Raw genomic sequence first — 19,958 nt, forward strand, 5'->3', positions numbered from 1 at the left:
TCACTATCTTTTTAATAGTTTTATTTTATCGAAATTTCCGATTTTTATCTACATACGAATACTAGCTTTTCGGAAACCATCAAATATATTTATTGCAGCAGATAACATATAAAAGAAAATTCCTCCCCCAATGAGCCACGTTTTAAACTCCTCTGGGGAAATAGTAAATGCATTTGCCAAATACGTAATAAATCCTGCGTTAAATAAATGTGGATTTACTACAATTACAATGAATACTATCGTCCCAGCTACTTGAAGAATAGCATTTCCAATCGCCAATCTTTGCGTCCATTTTCCTTGTACTAATTTATAAAGGGATATACCTATTTCAAAAACGATCATAATTACAACGATTGGCCAGTACTGCAGTAAAATATCTTGATTAAAAGTTGGCGAGACAAACTTCAGTCCATTTGCCGTACCATGATATACGCCAACAAGATGATTCGCATAAAAGTAAAGTGTAGCCCAAACTGCTGTCCACATTAAACCTCCAAAAACTTCAAACTTCGAGATTGCTTTTTTCTTTGGGATATACGAGATGTTTTTCAAATCATCTGGTGTCCATTTTTTAAAACTTGTCGTCAACGGCTGAATACCTTTGTCTTTATCTGTTCTTTCTAAAATAACAAACACAAGTGTCAACCAGAAAAATACATGAAGACCCACTTCAAAAATTTCCCCAATACCTTTACCTATCAATTGTAAAATAACATTTAATACCGCTTGATCACCACTATAGCCTATAAAATTTTCTGCAACCATTGATATGAGTGCAATGATTGCTGCGATTGGTATAATCATTTTTAACAATGTCGTATATACATCAAAATAACGTGGTCCAATTAAATGCATCGGTCTATCCAAATAACCATTAGCCAATGAAACCGGACTCCCCAATTTTTCGAGAACGCTCTTTACATCTTCTTCATTATAATCTTCAGGTAACATATCCTCTATAGTTGACCTTAGTTCAAGTGTAATATCTTCACGATTTTTTTCAGGTAATCTCTTCGCAACTTCCTGGATATAGAGATCAATTAAATTCATTCTCTTCCTCCTCCTTTAATAAGTTATAAAGTTCTTTCGAATCCTTTATCCATTCCTTTTTTAACTGCAAAAATATTTCTAATCCATATTCACTTAAAACATAATATTTACGAGGTCTACTCTCCGTTTTATCCCAACTACTCGTTACTAGCTCCTGCTTTTCTAATCTGCGAAGTAGTGGATATAAAGTACTTTGATCAATTGTAATCCCTGATTGCTCCAATAACTGGACAAGTGAATATCCGTACTGCGGCGTTCTTAATTGGCTTAAAACGGCTAACGTTAATGTCCCTCTTCTTAACTCAGTAATTAACGAGTTTAATAAAGTATCCATTCACTCACCTCATTTCCATTACTATATGTCATACAGTATGTGTTTTATACTATGTATCGTACAGTATTAGTGTGACAAAAACTGTGCTTTTTTTACCAAAAACAGATAATAAAAAGCGCAAATTATATGATTTGTGCTTTTTTAGCTAAGTTATATATATCTATAACACTCTAAAAGGTAGCAACCTTAACTACTAATTTTGAAATTCCAGTAATGCTATATTAAGTTACAAGTATCGTACACATATGATGTGACCATAACATATCACTATAGGAAGCTAATAAAACGGAAAATTACCATGGTTGAATGATTCCTGTTTTATTCTTTAGGCACTGTTGATTTCACACTGTTTTCAGCACCTAATCAACGTTATTTCCTTCATAAACTTCATCTTGTTCAAAATCTCTATTTTTATTTGGTTTATTAAAGTAAAATAAAAAAACAATTAAATTAGGTTAATTGTTTTTCAAATGCAAAATCTTTATTTTTTTAAATAACCTATGATATTCGAAAAGACAAACTCTCCAAATGCAAGTGGTATATAAATAAACCATAACTTTAATATTGCCTTTGTTTCTTTGTGATCAGAATCCCCCATTAAAACCAACCCAATCCTTTTTCTTCTAATATTTTCATTTTAATTCCAATAACAAGGAAATTATACCATTTATTAATATTATAGTCTATGTTTTCTAAAAATTAGATAAATAAAACTCTTGTATTCCCTCAATATTCAGATAAAAATAATAATTTTTTTACGTTTCATCTTCAAAGTCTATAATGAGTCCTGTTAGAACTGCTTCATTACCAATCGATTGGATCCCGTGACCAATAAAATCCATCTTAAATTCTTCCCACTCTAACTGCTCTTTTGTGATTCATCGTCACATTATGATGAATTACTCATACATTATCTAGAAGTAAAAACCCTAATTTACTTTTCTCTTAAAGAGCACAATTCAAATGTGCTCTTTTTAAGTCTGTTCGAATAAAATTAAAAATCCTACTGATAAACAAAAAATCTCGTTTATCAATAGGATTCATTAGCTATATATAGCAATTATAGCGAACTCCATCGCCTATTACTAAAGTCGAACTGATTTAAGTAATATAAATTCCCCGTTTTCTTTAGAAAATGGAACAACCTCTACAATCGCCTCAACATTAATTACTCCGTAAACATGCGGATATTCTTGACCGTTTGAAGCAAGTTCATATTTTACTTCTGCTTTTAATAGGGCTGGATCAATTGTAAGTAATAAAACATCTTCTTCATGCTTGAAATATTTTTCTGCAACTCTTAAAGCTTGATCTACTAATGAACAATGAATAAATCCCTCTTCTATAAGGGAATCTTCATTAATTTTTCCAATTATTTTTGCGATTTCCCAATTACTTTTCTTAATTACTTTTGTAATCATAGTAACTCTCCCTTTTTAATTTATGTAATGATATAATAACACTAAATTTTGAACACGTTCTTAATAGATTGGGGACTTATAATGGATAAACCTCTCACTACATTACAAACTATTATTATACATATGAATACAAATGAGCATTGGCATGATTTTATTTGTTACTGTCAGCATCGCGAAGCGGGACTTCGAAAATTGGCTTATAAACATTTAGAGATATTTATTTCAAATGCAAAGAAATGGAAAATTAAAAGATCAAGAAGAGTTTGCCATTTCGCTGTTTACTATTTTAGATGCATTAAACGAAAAAGATGAGGTGTTAACTTTCTCACTAAATAGTTTTCTAATTGACATTCTATATAGATGGACAGAAAACAACCCGATTGATTCAAGACCTTTTAGATGGATAGGAATTTATATGGACTCTAGCAATAAAGAAGACGATTTAGAAAAATTCCTTCGAAAAGCGATTGAATTAGGTGGTGATACCGAACAAAAAGCCATGATATACCTAGTTTCTAATTACATCAATACTTTAGAATTTGGTACACATGAATTCCCGTCAGGTTATTGCGGAGATTTAAGCGAATGTATAGAAAAACTACCCTACATGCTTCAATTAACTAATAGAATTCAGAATAAGAACAGTAAGGAACGAAATATTGGGCAATTACAAGTACAACTACACTCAATTCTAGATTGGTTAAAACATACACAAACTCCAGTAGATGCTGTTCGCACATGGGAAAAAGAACAAACTAAGGAATTAGAAAAAAGCATCGTATATCATTTAAACAACAGCTCAAGTCATTAATTCGTCTACCATTTCAATATAAAAAAGAGGATCTTCATACTGTACTAGAAAATCCTCTTTTTATATTTATCCCACATTAACTTGCAGTAAAACTCCCCACTGATTATAGTTTCACTTTATTTTAATCCTTTAATTAAAGGTGACGCTTTTCCGCTATGGAAAATCCATAAATCATGAAGTGATCTCGTACATCCGACATATAGTAACTTTGCATCATGTTTTGTATTTTTGTAATGTTCCTCATCCACATCAATTAAAAGCACTGCATCAAATTCTAAACCTTTCGCTAAATAGACAGGTACTACAGAAATACCGCCTTCATATTTACTTTGGTTTGCTTCAATGACGTTTACCGTTAAACCTGCATCAGTTAATTTCTCATACATATGACGGCATTCATCTTCTGTTCTTCCTATTACCGCAATTGTTTTCACATCTGCATTTTGCAAATGTTTTATCGTCTTCACAATTTCAATAAATTGATCTTCTGCATAAATCACTTTCACATCTTCTCCACTGCGGAAGACTGGTGTTGCGAGTCCTACTGGAATTTCTGCATTTTTAATTATTTCATTAGCAAATTCAATAATTTCTTTTGTAGAACGATAACTTCTTGTCAGTTCATAATATCCTGTTTCTTGGAATACTTCCTTAAAAGCACTCCAATCTTCAATTCCTTGGTAATCATAAATCGCTTGCGATAAATCACCTAATATAGTGAAAGAATTACCTAGTGTAATTTCTTTTAATACATAAACTTGGAAAGGCGAAAAATCTTGCGCTTCATCAATAACAACGTGATGAAACTTCTGCCCGATTTCAATCCCTGTTATACGATGATGTATGTATATTAAAGCTGGTAAATCTTCTACATACACTTCTTTTTTACGACAACCCTTTTCTGTTTCTTGAACAAGTTCTTCAGGTAATACTTCGAGTATTTCTTTGCTTTTCAACATTGAACTGTATAGTGAAAGTGGGCTCATTTTTGGCCAAAAATTCATATAGGTGTTCAATCTCTTTGTTGCTTCTTTTTTTAGTAACTTTTTCTCGTTTGTTTCTCCATACTTTTTAAGTTCAATTTCAATCCAACGTTTCATACGGCCGACTAAACGTTCTCTTCTCTTCTTTAATGGATAATGTTTATATTCCACTTGCATCCATTTTTTAACGTCTTCCACTGGAATAACAGCTTTATCCCATGCCTCAAAATCTTTTGTTGGCACTAAATCGTTTTCAAATTGAGTCATTCTTTCTTCTATAAACGCCTTAAATTCTAGCGTACCTTTTAATTTACCGATCATAATCTTTCTTTCATCGCGATTAATTGAAAAGGCTTCTTTCAGTTTTTCTTCTGTCTGCTTTAGTTTCACGGAACCCTCTAATGTACGTAATGCCCAATCTGGAAACGTTGTTTGACTAATATTTCCTACCCCTAATTCAGGAAGTACGCTGGAAATGTAGTCTAAAAATAAACTGTTTGGAGCGAATACAATCATTCTCTCAGCTTCTAGCTGCTCACGATATTCATAAATTAAAAAAGCAAGGCGATGTAAAGCGATTGTTGTCTTTCCGCTCCCTGCAACCCCTTGAATTAATAATGGCAAGTTTCTTTCCGCACGAATAATATCATTTTGTTCCGATTGAATCGTTGAAACAATATCCTTTAGCTTATTATCTTTATTCTCACCTAATCGATATAGAAGAAAATCATCGGCATGCGATACATCTTCATTTCCTTTTACATATGTATCAACAACACGTTCAAGTTCTCTTTTTCGAATAGAAATGTTTCGTTTTAAATACACATCACCTTCTACTAACCCATCTGGTGATTGATAAAATGCTAATTCTTCTCCACCGGTAAATGAATAAAACATACTTGCGACAGGTGCTCTCCAATCAATAATGATTGGTTTCATCGTGTCCATATCCGAAACCCCTACTTTTCCAATATAAATCGGCATAACTGCTTCTTTACCATCTTCCTGAAAATCTAACCTTCCAAAGTACGGCTCTTGCACACCAATACGTAAATTTTGTCTATTAGACTCTCTCATACTTTCAAGAATTTGCTCCTTAAAATCTTCCCCATAATAAACTGGGATTTTTTCAAGCTTATCCAATTGCTCATCCATCGTATGTAAAGTATCCTTCATTTTTTGTAACTCATCTTCAAATATGTTGCTCATTTCGACGATTCCCTCCTGTCCGTTCTAATTTTTCAGTCGAATTATCATTGTATTAAAAATTCAATCGTAAAGTCAATAGTTTCAATTTAAATTTTCCGAAAAAACTTACTTTTATACAACATCTAAATCACATCACTACACATATAGTATAGTGATGCATACAAAAGATACCACTTTCTATTTGTCACCTATTTAATTTATATATTGACAAACAATGTAAAAGTCAAAGATACATAAAGTGAAAATTTTATAAGTGTGGTTTTACTGCCCACAAATAGTAGGATAAATTAAAGTAAAGGAGTCTATTCAAATGAAAGTCGCGAAAAAGAAACCGCTAAAGTTATATTTACTTATTTTTGTATTCATTATTTTGGCCAGTGGATGGATTGGGGTATTTCTAGATTTTCTTCTAACAGATCAACCTGAAGGAAACACTTTAGGTATGGGATTATGGCTAATATTCCCTTTCCTCGTAAGCATTTTCCTTAGAGTCATTAGCCGAGATTGGAATGATTTTGGCATCAAGCCCAATTTAAAAGGAAACTTTATATGGTATTTCACTGCACTACTTATTTATCCATTCGTTACAGTAATAACGATAAGCATATCGCTCATTTTTGGAGTAGCTCATATTTCTAGTTTTGATATATCCACGTTATTGTCACTCATAGTCATGTCTACTATTGGTAACTTTATTAAAAATATTTTTGAAGAGTTTTCTTGGCGTGGTTATTTAACTCCAAAGTTGATTGAACTAAATCTAAACGATTGGTACATTTATATTATTTCTGGTTTAATTTGGGCACTTTGGCATGCTGCATATTATATAGTCTTTTTGCCAAATGAATATTTTGAATCTATCTCAAGATTAAATACGCTTTTATCTGGCTGTATCCTTATGGTTTGTTGGTCAATTATGTATGTTGAAATATATAGACTTACAAAATCAGTCTGGCCATGCGTTATCATGCATGCGATCGAGGATGCTGTTCCTACTGTTTTAGTTACAATAACAGGGATTATTACTCTTACAAACAGTAGTGATTTTTGGTTAAACCCTATTAGCGGGGTCGCTGCTACTGTTTTATTTCTCGGAATTGGAATCGTACTAAGAACTATAAGAATAAAAAGAGAACGACATTTATTCACACAATAAAAGTAAAAAGAGTAAGGATTTAATCCCTACTCTTTTTCACTTTTACTCGATATGATAAACATTCATTTAAAGATGATTGCTCTTTATATTTCCCAGCTTCAAAATCATACGCTCCTCCTGGGAAAATCCCAACTATACTTAAATGAGCCTCAGCACATAAATTACTAATCTCATCTACAGCATAGCAGCGTAAAGATTGTGTCACGATATCATTTGAAGAATCTATTTCCCACCAATGGTCTAGCATTCTTGCATTTTCACTATCATATTCATACTTTCGCATTGCAGAACCTATCGGCATTTCTTGTCCATTGGCCTTTTCCCAATATAACGGTTGATAAATATCAATAAGTGCACATCCATCATCTTTCAACCAGTTATGTATACGTTTTAATAAAAATAATTGTTCTTCATCGGTTCCTACACCAAATCCGTCTAAATAACAAATAACATCAAACTTTTCTTTAAAGTTAATTTTATAAAAATCGGCGCAATGAACCTCAATGTCATTAGTAGAATGTTCTTTTGCAAACATAGCTAACTCCGGTACAAGCTCAACAGTAGTCATTTTTACATTCAAATTAGACATCGCCCTTGCAAATCCGCCATTTCCAGCCCCTAGTTCTAACATCGTCTGAATTGGATATCCAACTTGTTCTTGCACTTCTTTAGCAACTTCCTGTAACCAATTTTCATTATTTATATCATAGCTTATTAGTTCAAATTGTTTTTTATAAAATTCTTTTACATTTAATTCGTTCATTATTATTCTCCTCCTGCAAATTATTTTTCTGTTACAGGTGAGAAACTAAATTTTTAATCCCCATGAAAAATCCTCCTTTTGATTTCACTATATTTACAATTTATCAAAATAATAAGAATTTTGAAAGTGAAAGTATAAAAAATAGATAATGGATTATACCACTATCTACTCTTTAGCTACTCTTATTTTTCTTTTTGATACTCCACCCAGTCACCAGAATCAATAACTTTTAATATCATCTTTTTATCTTGAGCGATATACACATATGCCTCTATTTTCCTATCAGCAACATATACTGTTTGCGTAATTCGATCATATAAATCAGTCTCCGCATTACCTGTATATTCTTCTAGTTCATCTAACTTACACAATATCTCATCATTTACTACATAAACTTCTCCATACACCTTTTCTTCAATCGAATAAGTCATGGCCGGATATCCTTCGTTCGTATCAAATAATTTTCCATATGTCCAAGCTCTGTCTGGAATGCAAGTTGCACCTAGCATATAATGAGCATTCGTTTGTCCTCTTCTTAACGTGCCATAAACGAAAACATGATACATAAATTCTTATCCCCTTTATATGTCTCTACTTTCTTATTTGTAAATAAGCACGAATCATAAAGTAACTCACTTCATTCGGAAGCTGTTCTTTAATAGATTTCAGACCACCCTCTGCATTTTGAACGGCAGTTTCAATAAGAGATTCATACTCTGCCGGAACAAAACTTTTCCACTCTACTTCCATTCCATCCTCGTAGCAGCGAATTAAATGGTTTTCTATTGTTTGTCTTGATAAGTTGCGTTCTTTTGCAATCTCATTCAAATCAATACCTTGTTTATACATTTCATACGTTTCTAAATGAGAATTCGCGGACGCTTTTCCTGCCTTTTTACGCTCTGAAACTACTTCTGTCTTAATCGTTTCAGCATAATTTGGATTTTCTTCAATAAAATGCTGAACTGCTTGTAAGAAGTGCGAGCCATATTTCACAAGTTTGTGTTCTCCGATACCTTTTACCGTCAACAATTCGGAATCACTTTGTGGCATTTTCACGCACATATCTTTCAATGTTTGGTCAGAGAAAATAACGAACGGAGGTACACCTTCTCCTTGTGCAATTTCTTTACGTACTTCACGAAGCACTTCAAATAAAGGATGGTCTTGAACAATTTGTCTTGTTTCTACTCGTTCTTTTCGTAAAACATTCTCTTTACCAAGTAATACTTCTTTCCCTTTTTCTGTTACTTTTAACGTCGGATAAGTGCCATGTTCAACTGCAATTAACTCATCTGAAATTAAAAACTCAATAAACTCACTGACCTCTTTTACACTACGGTTCGATAAAAGCCCATACGTTGGTAAAGTATGAAAATTAAATTCAATAACTTTCTTATTTTTCGAACCCGTTAATACTTGCGCTATCATTTGCTTTCCAAAGCGTTGGTTCGTTCTAATCATGCATGATAAAACCATTTGTGATTCCCTTGTCACATCAATGCTCTCACGATCGTCTGTACAATTACCACAGCGTCCACAATCTTCTTTCGGTTCTTCTCCAAAGTATTGCAAAATGAATGATTGTAAACATTGTTCTGTATGACAGTAATCGGTCATATTTTGCAATTTTTCAAGTTCATTTGAAAAACGTGATTCTCCAGTTGATTGATCAATTAAAAAACGCTGTACTTGTACATCTTGAGAAGAATATAACAATATACATGTACTATCTAATCCATCACGACCAGCACGTCCTGCTTCTTGATAGTAACTTTCCATATTTTTTGGAAGCTGATAATGAATTACGTAACGAATATTCGATTTATCAATACCCATCCCGAATGCAGATGTTGCTACCATTACACTTACTTCATCTCGTAAAAAGAGTTCTTGTTGCTCATTTCGATCACTATCACTCATACCAGCATGATATTTTGATACAGAAACTCCTGCCTTCATTAAATCTTCATATAACTGATCGACTACTTTTCTAGTAGCTGCATATATAATCCCAGATTCCTTTTGATTTTGACGAATATAATCCGCCAAATATGCATTTCGATCTTGTCCTTTAATGACAGAAAACGATAAGTTCTCTCGCTCAAACGTTGTCATAATTGTATTTTCTTGATTAATTTCAAGTGTGTTACAAATATCATCACGTACTTGCGGTGTTGCTGTTGCTGTTAATGCTAATACGAGCGGTTTTTCTGGAAGATAATCTAATATGCGATGTATATGTAAATAACTTGGACGGAAATCATGTCCCCACTGTGAAATACAGTGTGCTTCATCAATCGCAATCATAGGGATTTTCATATCGATAAGTTGGTCAACAAACTCCATCGAATCAAGACGCTCAGGCGCCACATAAAGTAACTTGTAATGTCCTTGTTTCGCTAATTGAATTCGCTGATTTGCTTCAGCAATAGAAATAGAACTATTAATATATGTAGCTGAAATGCCATTCTGTACCAATGTATCTACTTGATCCTTCATAAGTGATATTAAAGGGGATATAACCAACGTCGTTCCTTCAAATACTAATGCCGGAATTTGATAACAAATCGACTTACCGCCACCTGTTGGCATAATACAAACTGTATCTTTCCCATCTAGTACATTTTTAATTGTTTCATCTTGTCCTCTTCGAAACGAAGAATAACCAAAGTAGGACGCTAAAAGTTCTTGTGCTTTAGTAAACAAAAAAGAGTCACCTGCTTTTCTTTATCTTTCATCTACTTCTATTATATCAATCACTTATACGACTTGAAAGGGATGAATAAATGCTTATTGTTTTTTCATTATTCTATATTTAATATGAATTAGCATCCGTGTTTTATATGTTTTACAACATTTATAACGTAAATCCAGTACACATGAAGAAAGAGTTTCAATTTAGATGTTCATTTTATTTCCATTTCTTGAATACTACTAATTGTATACATATAAATTCAGGAGGTTACTATATGAAACATCGTAATATGAGTTCCATCACGGCAAAAAAGAAAACAACACAATTCCAATTCTCTAATAATGATGCGTGGAAATATGAATCATACTATAAGTATCAGCCATTATTCTCTTATAAAAAGCTTTTACATTTTCTTTCTCAATTTTTTAGACGTTAATATATGCGCAAAAAATGTATCATTCACAGAAGTTTTCTCAATATTAAATGTATAGACTTACTACAATTCAGTTGTTACCATATATAATAATCTGTTGAATAAACCCCTTAAGTTGACCTGCTCATATTAGCAGGTCTTTTTCATGATTACATACTTCTGTCCACTTCAATCTCACTTCCAAGTCTTTTCTCCATTTTATAACCATATTTAAATCCCAACAATTAATGATAATCATAAATTGTTGGGATTTAAATTGTTCACATATAATTATGCAATTCTTCTTTCTCAATACACAAAACACATTTTACTTGTTACTATAAAAGTACTCCAGATGAGTTTTTGCTCATCGACATTATCTAGTTAATGGGGCCTGCCGCGGGAAGCAGGTCCCTTTGACTTTATGACGGTACCAATTTCATTTGGACACATTTACCAGGTTTTTTCAAAAGAATTTTATGATAACATTACGTAGTCGAGTCCGACATCTCGGCAATACCCTTTTGAGGGTCTGCAACTTCCCTTGCAGACCCTCTTTTACTTTATATTCATTTTATTCATATATACCACAACACCATTCATTGAATTTCTCCATTTCAAATTCCCTAAAAATAATCTAGGACACGTAACTAAAAATAAATATTTATCATACTTTGAGTTATACATGTTCAAAGGAGTGTTACTATTTATGTATTCTTATTGGCAATCGTATTACTCCCCCTACCATAACCCTTATGTAAACTATGATTTATCCGTACGTAACTACCGAATTAGTAAAAACGAGAATTTTTTAAAAGGGTATATGCGTTCTTTATGGGAACAACACGTCGCTTGGACGAGATTGGCTATTATAAGTATTGTATTTAATTTACCAGATGTTAACGTTACTGTTGGACGGCTTCTACAAAACGCAACACATATGGGACTATCACTTGAACCGTTTTACGGTGAGGATGCAGTGAAAAAATATAGTGCATTAATTAAAGATCACTTAGTAATTGCAGCAGATCTTGTTAAAGCCGCAAAAACTGGTGATCAAAATGCAGCGGCCGCTATAGAGAAAAAATGGTACGCTAATGGTGATGAAATTACTGAATTTCTTAACAGTATTAACCCATATATTGATAAAGAAGAATTTAGAAAAATGTTTTATGAACATTTAGCACTAACGAAAGCAGAAGCACTTGCCTTCCTAAACAAAGATTATGAAGCAGGAGTAAAACTTTACGATAAAATTGAAAAAGAAGCATTAGAAATGGCCGACATGATAACAAACGCAATCGTAAAACAATTCCCGCAAGTATTTCAATAAAGTGAAACTTTAATCAGAGTAGGTTACTACTCATTAATACTGGATAAAAATAAGTCGATTTCCCAACATAAATCGACTTATTTTCATCCATGATATTTCACCTCTCCTCTTTACATTTAGCTTATATCGATATATTTTATTAATATCCGTTTTTTATAGGAGGAAATAGTTTGATTAACGCCATTGGTCTCGTTTTTATACTCACAAATAAACACGAGAAAAAAAAGAAAGTTTACCTAAATGAAAAATTTGCACTAATAGATATTATTGATTCTAAAGAAGTATTTGATGATGAAGGTAATCCTTTAGTAGAACTAACATGTAAATACAGCATATATTTAGACGAAAAATATTACTGTAAATCTCTCGATGATTATACCGGACAAGTATTTCCTTTCTTAAGTGCAAAAATAGGAAAAGGTCTTCTAAGAAACTTAAACTACTACTTTTCTTACGTTGATGCCTATGATAAGAAACCACCGGTTAAAGAAATAAGACCACTTATGAAACATGTAACTAACAGATAGCGAAAAATACAAAAAAGAAAGCATCTAACTCTGGATGTTTTCTTTTTTATTGAAAACTCATTCACCCTCATCCCCTTCTAAAAATACGTATCCAAGCATAATTTAAATTAAAAACATTGGAGGATTAGACTGAATGAAATACTCAGAAACAATTATAAGCAAACGACTTCGAATACTTAAAATGACGGGTATGTTTTTCATGCTAGTATTAATAGCATGGATTGGATATACAAAATTACTTTATGAAAACGGATTCCTTCAAGAAAAAAAGAATTCAGTAGAAGTAATGAATACTAGCATTACAGGAGAAATAGAGCAGCTTTTTCATATAAACTTGCAAGGTTATCGAAAAACAGGCCTTGATGCTGTTATAGAAGCAAGTAAAACCGATCCAAGCGAACTATCCCTAATTGAACTGGTCAACAAATCCTGCTCGCGAGATTGCATAGGCGAGCCAGTAACATATGTAAACTCAAACAATGGATATATCTTTTATAAGGAATCTAATGGAACTAATGTAGCTATAACGGTTAAAAAGAAAGACACATGGGTAATTGTAAAGAAATCTGTTCAAGATGGATTATAATTGAACTGCACCCCAATTGTTAGACACAGTCTAACAATTGGAGGTGCAGTTTTTCTATGGCTAAATTTACAGCTGATGAAAAAATACAAATCGTTCTACGTTATTTGAACGGAAATGAAAGTTATCGAGAACTGGGTAGATCGCTCGGTATAAGTGACACAATCATTTTGAATTGGGTAAACCAATATAAACAGAATGGTCTGGAAGCTTTTCTAAAACGATGTACAAATTACACACAACAATTTAAACTAGACGTACTAAACTTTATGATTGAAAACGGTATGTCCTTATTTGAGACGGCAGCTATCTTTAATATTCCTGCCCCTTCAACGATTTCTGTTTGGAAAAAACAGCTCGAAACACAAGGAATTGATGCCCTTCAATCTAAGAAAAAGGGGCGTCCATCCATGAAAAAAGATTCAAATAAACAATTAAAACAACCTTTAGCTGAAGGGTCAGTCGAAGCACTTGAAGCACGCATTAAACAGCTTGAGATGGAAAATGAGTACTTAAAAAAGTTAAATGCCTTAGTTCAAAACAAGGAAAAATCACAAAACAAGACAAAGCGCAAGTAGTCTATGAATTAAGGCATAAATATTCGGTCAAAGCACTCGTGGAGCTAGCTACTATTCCTCGAAGCACGTATTATGATTTAGTAAAGAAAATGAATCGTCCAGATGTAGATGCCGATTTGAAAGCTGAGATTAAAGCGATTTATGAGGAAAATGAAGGTCGTTATGGTTACCGTCGCATTCGTGATGAATTAACGAATCGTGGCCAGAAAGTGAACCACAAGAAGGTTCAGCGCATTATGAAAGAGCTTGGGTTAAAGTGTGTTGTGCGTATGAAGAAATATAAATCCTATAAAGGAAAAGTCGGTAGAATTGCACCTAATATTTTAGAGCGTAATTTTCATACAGATGCACCGAATCAAAAGTGGGTAACAGACATCACAGAGTTTAAATTGTTTGGAGAAAAACTGTATGTATCACCTGTATTAGATTTGTATAATGGTGAAATTATTACCTATACAATTGGTTCTAGACCGACGTATTCGCTTGTTTCAGACATGTTAGAGAAAGCATTGGAACGTTTACCCGAAACCCACCAGCTACTGATGCATTCGGATCAAGGATGGCATTATCAAATGAGACAGTACGTCCGGACACTTGAATCAAGAGCTATCGTCCAGAGTATGTCTCGAAAAGGAAACTGTTACGACAACGCAGTAATAGAAAATTTCTTTGGGATTATGAAGTCGGAGTTCCTCTACATAAAAGAATTTGAAAATGTAGAGCACTTTAAAATAGAATTAGAAAAATATATAGATTATTATAATACGAAACGGATTAAGGCAAAATTAAAAATGAGCCCGGTACAATACCGGACTCACTTTTATCAAGCTGCCTAATGAAATAACCGTGTCTAACTTTTAGGGGTCACTTCAATCGTACTCTTTTTTATTATTAATCTCCTTCCTCTTCACCTCTACAATGGCATTTCGGTTTTGTTTTACAATGACATTTTTCACACTCACATTTCGTTTTCTCTTTGCAACAACATTCGTGAAAATCTCTGCGTTTACATCTACATCTCCCAAACATTAAATCATCCCAAAATTTATTACAATTTCGGGAATGCCCACAATGACAAGTATTCCCCATGAATATACTTCCTCCTAAATAGAATTCATCATATTCTATGTTTGAAAGTATACAAAGGCTTGTATATTAGTCTATTTTCTCCGTATCATAAGTAGAGTTAGCAGATTACATTAAAATAAAAATAAGAGCCGTCACATGACGGCTCTTATTTTTATTTAGCAAGCTACTCTTTTGTATAAAAAAATTTAATTCCTTTCGTATCTAACCAAGCCGTTGCTTTGTCCAGTTCGTTCCCTTGACGATAATCTGTCTCAAAATACACAAGCCCTTGGTTATTTCCGCGAGATATTATTTTAGAAGTATATCCAAGCTTATCCATCATTTGAATCATGTCAGGAATTAAATTTACACCAAATTCATAAGTAACTACTTTGTTATATTTATTCACTATAATTCCAACCCCTTCTTGTTTTTTTATTGGCTCAACAGTTTGATTTGTGAACCAAGCTAACGGTTTATTTCCAATTAGCTCATTTAAATCACACTTTCCGATACCAGCTACATTCCCTGTTTCTGTGTATTGCCAAATATCACATGGATACGCCGGTTTGTTACCACCATAACGAGGAATCCATATAAAATCAGAATTGACATTTGCCATTCCAAATGGAGCATACATATGATGAGCAATATATAAACCGACTTTCTTAGCTCCTAATCTGCGTAATTCATCAATAAAGGCTTGTGCACCCGTTCTCATATCGTTCATTGTTCTTACTTCTACGTCAGCTACCCAAACTGTTGCATTTTTATCACCACGGTTCCAAAAGTCTCTCGCTTCTATCCGTGCATCCTCTACTGAAACGAAACGACAGAACGCGTAATTACCAAACGGAATATTTCTTACTTTCATTGCTTGTACATAATTTTTATATAAAGGATCAACATAATTTGAACCATCTTGCACACGTGCAATTACGAAATCTAATTGTGGGGCTGCGATATCCCAGTTAATATTGCCATTCCATTTTGAAATATCTACAATGTAACCCATAATTCATCATCTCCTTTTTTATTATCATATTCAGAGCTTGTATTTTTTGCTCTTATCCCTTAAACAATCAAGTCAGTTTTTTAATTAGCAGTAGAGATTTTGTATTAATTGATAATGATTTAAAATTTAACTTATGTATCGAAAAATAGAATATTATTGCAGATTTAAAAGATGATTATTCCAAAAACTAAAGTATATAATTAAAACAATAAAAGCCAACTTGTATTTTCAACCCACTAATCATTAGTTTTACCCCGCATTAACGGGCAGTAAGACCCCCACCTCAAAATTCAGTGGAAGCAACGAAGTTAGCTGGGGGCGGGCTGCCCGTAAAAGCCCGATTGGTGAAGGCTGATTAAAGTTTCACTTTATCTCACATACTCATAGTACCACTTACGTGCATCTAACCAAGCTGTAAATTTATCGATATTTCCAGCTTGGTAGCCATTCGTTATAGCATAACCAATGCCATCTTTCTGAACGATAATTTGTCCATCAATACCTGCATCAACCATTGCTTGAGCTAAGGCTTGTAAATTACTAAATGCTACACCGCCAGTTTTTACTTTGAGCAAATCCACTGCACCTCCTCCAGTTTGTCCTGTAAGAGCAAATACAATAGAATTAGCGATTTTATCAACATTCCATTTTGCCATGTCGGACTCATTGTCAATAAATCCTAATTCTATAAGAATAGCAGGTGCTTTCGTCCCATTTAATACCGCTAAATCTGTACGCTGTTTCGCACCTCGATCACGCCATCCAATATCTTTTGCTAGTTGAGCTGAGATTTTAGCCGCTAAGTCTTTCTGATCATAATACAGAACCTCAACACCCTGTCCATTTCCATTGCTCGCATTAAGATGAAAAGAAATAACTAAATCCACAGCATTGGAATTGCTTTTACGAATGATATTATTTAAATTTTGTGATTGAGTTGTCCCTACCTCGTCCGTATCGTCATAAACCGTGTGTCCTAAGGCTCTTAACTTAGCCGCCACAGCATCTTTAACTTGCCTATCTAGAACGTGTTCTCTCCGATTCCCAAAATTAGCACCTTGAACAATACTATTGTGTCCTCCGTGCAAACTATATCTGGCCATTATTCATCAACATCTCCTTTCTTAATATCCTATTCAAAACTTGTCTTATTGCTATTCCCACTTACAATCTTAACTGTACCCATATATCCTACATTTTCTAAAGGTGAAGGCAATTCGTTTTCGATTTTAAAAAGAGATGTCACTTCACAAATCGGATTCTTTGTTCTCTAAATTGCATTAACTTGAATGGTGACACGAACAAAAAAGCATCACCTTTTTGGCGATGCTTAAAAACTCTATTTTACGTTTTAGTTCCCTAAATAAAGTTTAAGATCATGGTGATCGAAACTATACCTATATTTCCGCCTCTTCCTTCACTGCCTCTTTCAACCTCTGCAACATATACCCAATCCCTTTGCATCCTTCTAACGGATATGTAATCATTTCTTCTGGATATAACTTTGTCACTACTTTTTTATGCTTTTTTCCCGCTAGTAAGACGATTTCGTCAAACTGTAGTAAACTTTTATCTACCATCTGTTTTTGTAATTGCTCTATACTTATTACCTCATCGCTTTTTGAATCAAATGCAAGATCATAGTTTTCTAATACAATATCATTTGGTCTTAAAAATCCATGTTTCGCTGATAATATAACCCAGTTTTCGAAAAACATAGTTGCGTACGCCTGACATGCTTTTCCGAACGGACTAATATATACATCTTTTGCTTCCATCGGTCCGTAGTTTGAATACTTATCCCAAATTTTCTTTTTTCCACATGGAATTATACATAGCCTTTTCATATATATTTCTACTCCCTTTACTTCTGTAAATAAAATTCGTTATTTTGTACATTTTTCTCTCGAAATACTATATAATAATTCTGAAAGTTAAAATTACACATTTTACCATATACGTACTATGGATTACTCTCGTTGCAAATATTATAATACCATAAAATTTTTGCATTTTTTCTTCAAAATATTAAAAACAAATTGTAATATTAGGATGTATGAATAAAATTAAAAAGGAGGTTCATAAAAATGAAAAATATTATCCCTGCACTATTAGTCTATTTTATCGTTTGCGTTATTTCCGTTATCATTCCAGCATCTGAAGGCTATAATTATGTCAGCTGGAAGTTATTTGTTGGGCAAGTGTATGCGATACCTATTTTCTTCATTACTACTATCATTACATTTTATATAAACAAGAAAAAATCTTACGAATAAACGATTATAAGGATAGCTAACGCTATCCTTATTTTAATTCGTTAATCAAATCTAAAATAGCCCTTGCAGTACTTTGTATCCTTTCTTCCGAAAATTCAAACGCAACACCTGTATTTTTATATATTTCCTGTATAGATAAATTCCAATCTGAACTCGCTCCCTCTTTAAAGAAAGCAATCGCTTGTTCCGGATTCTCTCGATAAATTTGAAACAATTGCATTGCTCCTATTTGTGCAATTGCATATTCAATTTTATAAAAAGGAAACTGAGCAAAGTGAAATGACTCAAACCAACTCGAACCAATTTCATTCTCTACTCCTGCAATATCAACTGATGAATATTTATACCTTTTACATAGTTCAATATATTTCTCATCTCGCTCTTCTGGTGAATGGTTTGGATTTGTGTAAAGCCAGTGCTGAAATACATCTCCTGAAACTGACGATATTAATAACGATAAAGTACGATATAATTGAACTCGCTGTACTTCTTTATAATCATCCTCTTGCGTATAAAAAATATTAAGCTTATCCATTAATAGCAACTCCAGGCTAAGGGAATAAAGTTCCGCCACCTCTTCACGAAGGTACCTTTCCTGCATACTACTTTCATTGTTAAATTGTTTATAAAAATGAAATGCATGCCCCAATTCATGTATTAATGCATTAATTGCATAAAATGAAGGACTAAAATTAGAATAAACAAAAACGTCTTTACTATGAGGTAAGGTAAAGCAAGCTGCCCCTGATGCTTTATTTTTCCGTTCTTGTACGTCAATTAATCCCGCTTTCCTTATATGAGTAAATTCCTCATGAAAACATGAATCTGTCTTCCGAAACATTTCTTCAACCCCATCCAATAAATCAATGTAATTTTCAAATGAAGATTTTTGCAAATTACAAGGAGCAAGATCCCAAGGACGATACGTTTTTACATCAAGATTCTTTTTAAAAAGACTTCCTAACTGTTTCCAAATTGGTACAACACACTTTTCTATCGACTCATGAAACTTATAACAATCTTCAATACTGTAATCTCTATTTTTTTGTTTAAAGGCATATTCACTATAATTATTAAACCCTGCATTTAAAGCCATCTGATTCCGCAATTGTACGAGTTCCTTCATAATACAATCTATTTCTATTTTTATTATACTTCTTGCTTCGCACAAAGCGTACCAAGCTTTTTCACGAATAGCTCTATTTGGGTTATCTAGCCTTGCTTTTACGTATGCATACGTCTTTTGCTCGCCTTCCCAATTAATAGATATGCTAGACATTATTTCTCTATATTTCGTAATAAGTTCTTGCTCTTTAACGGAAAGCGCTATGTTCTTTTCATTAAACATCTCACTCTTCACAAATCTTGCTTTTTTCATAAATCCATATTTCTGCTCATCTAATAAATCAGAAAACGGACAATCTCTAAATTTCTGGTCAAATTTTGCATTGTATCTTTTTAAAAGTGGCTGAATTTCATTTTGGTTATACATATGTATATCACGTATATTACTATCTTTTGTATTTCTATACATAGCGATTAAATTGATCGTTAACTCCTCTTCTATTTCTGTGTTTAAACGCAGCTCCTCCGAAAGCCAGCTCTCTAATTCTGAAACCGACGTAATATTTCGCTCTAAAAGTGACTGTAATTTACTCTCCAAATCATTAAACATACACAATCCTCCCGTTTTTAATTTTCTGTTTTTTAGAGATAAAAAAGGACAAGTAGCCAATCTGAC

At 33.1% G+C, this 19,958-nt stretch carries 19 protein-coding genes, 1 pseudogene and 1 riboswitch; of the genes and pseudogenes, 8 read left to right on the plus strand and 12 right to left on the minus strand.

Annotation, left to right across the window (positions count from 1 at the left end):
- Window positions 1-48: 48 nt before the first annotated feature.
- From AC241_RS14045 to AC241_RS14055, 3 genes are all read right to left on the minus strand, one after another.
- Window positions 49-1,050, minus strand: a complete 1,002-nt coding sequence (locus tag AC241_RS14045) for an HAAS signaling domain-containing protein (protein ID WP_001048883.1) — start codon at window positions 1,048-1,050, stop codon at window positions 49-51.
- Window positions 1,037-1,384: a PadR family transcriptional regulator gene (locus AC241_RS14050; protein WP_000380295.1), complete on the minus strand. Its 348-nt coding sequence runs from the start codon at window positions 1,382-1,384 to the stop codon at window positions 1,037-1,039. The genes AC241_RS14045 and AC241_RS14050 overlap by 14 nt, the downstream gene beginning before the upstream one ends.
- A 1,027-nt stretch (window positions 1,385-2,411) precedes the next feature.
- Window positions 2,412-2,473: riboswitch (Fluoride riboswitch) on the minus strand.
- Window positions 2,470-2,805 (minus strand): DUF952 domain-containing protein, encoded by a 336-nt coding sequence (locus tag AC241_RS14055; RefSeq protein WP_050843937.1) that lies wholly within the window; start codon window positions 2,803-2,805, stop codon window positions 2,470-2,472. It overlaps the preceding riboswitch by 4 nt.
- A gap of 81 nt (window positions 2,806-2,886) precedes the next feature.
- On the opposite strand from AC241_RS14055, the pseudogene AC241_RS14060 reads away from it, so the two are divergent.
- A pseudogene (locus AC241_RS14060) lies at window positions 2,887-3,616 on the plus strand (hypothetical protein).
- A gap of 116 nt (window positions 3,617-3,732) precedes the next feature.
- Here the strand turns inward: AC241_RS14060 and AC241_RS14065 are convergent.
- Window positions 3,733-5,808 (minus strand): HelD family protein, encoded by a 2,076-nt coding sequence (locus AC241_RS14065; RefSeq protein ID WP_050843940.1) that lies wholly within the window; start codon window positions 5,806-5,808, stop codon window positions 3,733-3,735.
- Window positions 5,809-6,118: 310 nt separating this feature from the next.
- Between AC241_RS14065 and AC241_RS14070 the strand changes: the two genes are divergently transcribed.
- Window positions 6,119-6,964 (plus strand): CPBP family glutamic-type intramembrane protease, encoded by an 846-nt coding sequence (locus AC241_RS14070; RefSeq protein WP_050843942.1) that lies wholly within the window; start codon window positions 6,119-6,121, stop codon window positions 6,962-6,964.
- A gap of 19 nt (window positions 6,965-6,983) precedes the next feature.
- Here AC241_RS14070 and AC241_RS14075 read toward each other — a convergent pair whose 3' ends face one another.
- The 3 genes from AC241_RS14075 to recQ all read right to left on the minus strand — a co-directional run bounded on the left by AC241_RS14075 (window position 6,984) and on the right by recQ (window position 10,436).
- Window positions 6,984-7,727 carry a class I SAM-dependent methyltransferase gene (locus tag AC241_RS14075; protein ID WP_016081287.1) on the minus strand — a complete coding sequence of 248 codons (744 nt, stop codon included), beginning with the start codon at window positions 7,725-7,727 and terminating at the stop codon, window positions 6,984-6,986.
- 182 nt (window positions 7,728-7,909) lie between these two features.
- Complete coding sequence (locus tag AC241_RS14080; RefSeq protein ID WP_050843944.1) at window positions 7,910-8,293, minus strand: gamma-glutamylcyclotransferase family protein; 384 nt, start codon at window positions 8,291-8,293, stop codon at window positions 7,910-7,912.
- Between the two features lie 25 nt (window positions 8,294-8,318).
- Window positions 8,319-10,436 (minus strand): DNA helicase RecQ, encoded by a 2,118-nt coding sequence (gene recQ / locus AC241_RS14085; protein WP_016081285.1) that lies wholly within the window; start codon window positions 10,434-10,436, stop codon window positions 8,319-8,321.
- Between the two features lie 263 nt (window positions 10,437-10,699).
- On the opposite strand from recQ, the gene AC241_RS34815 reads away from it, so the two are divergent.
- The 5 genes from AC241_RS34815 (at window position 10,700) to AC241_RS32945 (ending at window position 14,694) form a co-directional block, all read left to right on the plus strand.
- Window positions 10,700-10,861 (plus strand): hypothetical protein, encoded by a 162-nt coding sequence (locus AC241_RS34815; RefSeq protein WP_016081284.1) that lies wholly within the window; start codon window positions 10,700-10,702, stop codon window positions 10,859-10,861.
- Window positions 10,862-11,546: 685 nt separating this feature from the next.
- A complete protein-coding gene (locus AC241_RS14095; protein ID WP_016081283.1) occupies window positions 11,547-12,170 on the plus strand; it encodes a hypothetical protein in 624 nt (207 codons plus the stop codon).
- 170 nt (window positions 12,171-12,340) lie between these two features.
- Window positions 12,341-12,697 (plus strand): hypothetical protein, encoded by a 357-nt coding sequence (locus tag AC241_RS14100; RefSeq protein ID WP_016081282.1) that lies wholly within the window; start codon window positions 12,341-12,343, stop codon window positions 12,695-12,697.
- 133 nt (window positions 12,698-12,830) lie between these two features.
- Window positions 12,831-13,283, plus strand: a complete 453-nt coding sequence (locus AC241_RS14105) for a hypothetical protein (protein WP_050843946.1) — start codon at window positions 12,831-12,833, stop codon at window positions 13,281-13,283.
- 56 nt (window positions 13,284-13,339) lie between these two features.
- Window positions 13,340-14,694, plus strand: a protein-coding gene (locus tag AC241_RS32945) for an IS3 family transposase (RefSeq protein WP_098630116.1) whose coding sequence is annotated in 2 segments (ribosomal slippage) — window positions 13,340-13,793 and window positions 13,793-14,694 — 1,356 coding nt in all. Because the reading frame shifts where the segments join, the coding sequence is not laid out codon by codon here.
- A 33-nt stretch (window positions 14,695-14,727) separates the two neighbouring features.
- On the opposite strand, the gene AC241_RS34820 is transcribed toward AC241_RS32945, so the two are convergent.
- From AC241_RS34820 to AC241_RS14130, 4 genes are all read right to left on the minus strand, one after another.
- Window positions 14,728-14,883, minus strand: a complete 156-nt coding sequence (locus AC241_RS34820; protein ID WP_196303423.1) for a hypothetical protein — start codon at window positions 14,881-14,883, stop codon at window positions 14,728-14,730.
- A gap of 227 nt (window positions 14,884-15,110) precedes the next feature.
- The gene (locus AC241_RS14120; protein ID WP_029442550.1) at window positions 15,111-15,941 is read right to left on the minus strand and encodes a GH25 family lysozyme; all 831 of its coding nucleotides are present in this window, start codon (window positions 15,939-15,941) and stop codon (window positions 15,111-15,113) included.
- 368 nt (window positions 15,942-16,309) lie between these two features.
- Window positions 16,310-17,044, minus strand: coding sequence for an N-acetylmuramoyl-L-alanine amidase (locus AC241_RS14125; protein WP_029442551.1), 735 nt, complete (start codon window positions 17,042-17,044; stop codon window positions 16,310-16,312).
- Between the two features lie 294 nt (window positions 17,045-17,338).
- On the minus strand, window positions 17,339-17,788 hold the full coding sequence (locus AC241_RS14130) for a DUF6884 domain-containing protein (RefSeq protein ID WP_016081278.1): 450 nt from the start codon (window positions 17,786-17,788) through the stop codon (window positions 17,339-17,341).
- Window positions 17,789-18,028: 240 nt separating this feature from the next.
- On the opposite strand from AC241_RS14130, the gene AC241_RS14135 reads away from it, so the two are divergent.
- Window positions 18,029-18,217, plus strand: coding sequence for a DUF4017 family protein (locus AC241_RS14135; RefSeq protein WP_016081277.1), 189 nt, complete (start codon window positions 18,029-18,031; stop codon window positions 18,215-18,217).
- 28 nt (window positions 18,218-18,245) lie between these two features.
- Here AC241_RS14135 and AC241_RS14140 read toward each other — a convergent pair whose 3' ends face one another.
- Entirely contained in the window at window positions 18,246-19,892 is a 1,647-nt protein-coding gene (locus tag AC241_RS14140; protein ID WP_029442552.1) for a M3 family oligoendopeptidase, read from the minus strand.
- Window positions 19,893-19,958 lie beyond the last annotated feature (66 nt).

The sequence above is a fragment of the Bacillus thuringiensis genome, assembly GCF_001182785.1.
Taxonomy (GTDB): domain Bacteria; phylum Bacillota; class Bacilli; order Bacillales; family Bacillaceae_G; genus Bacillus_A; species Bacillus_A thuringiensis_S.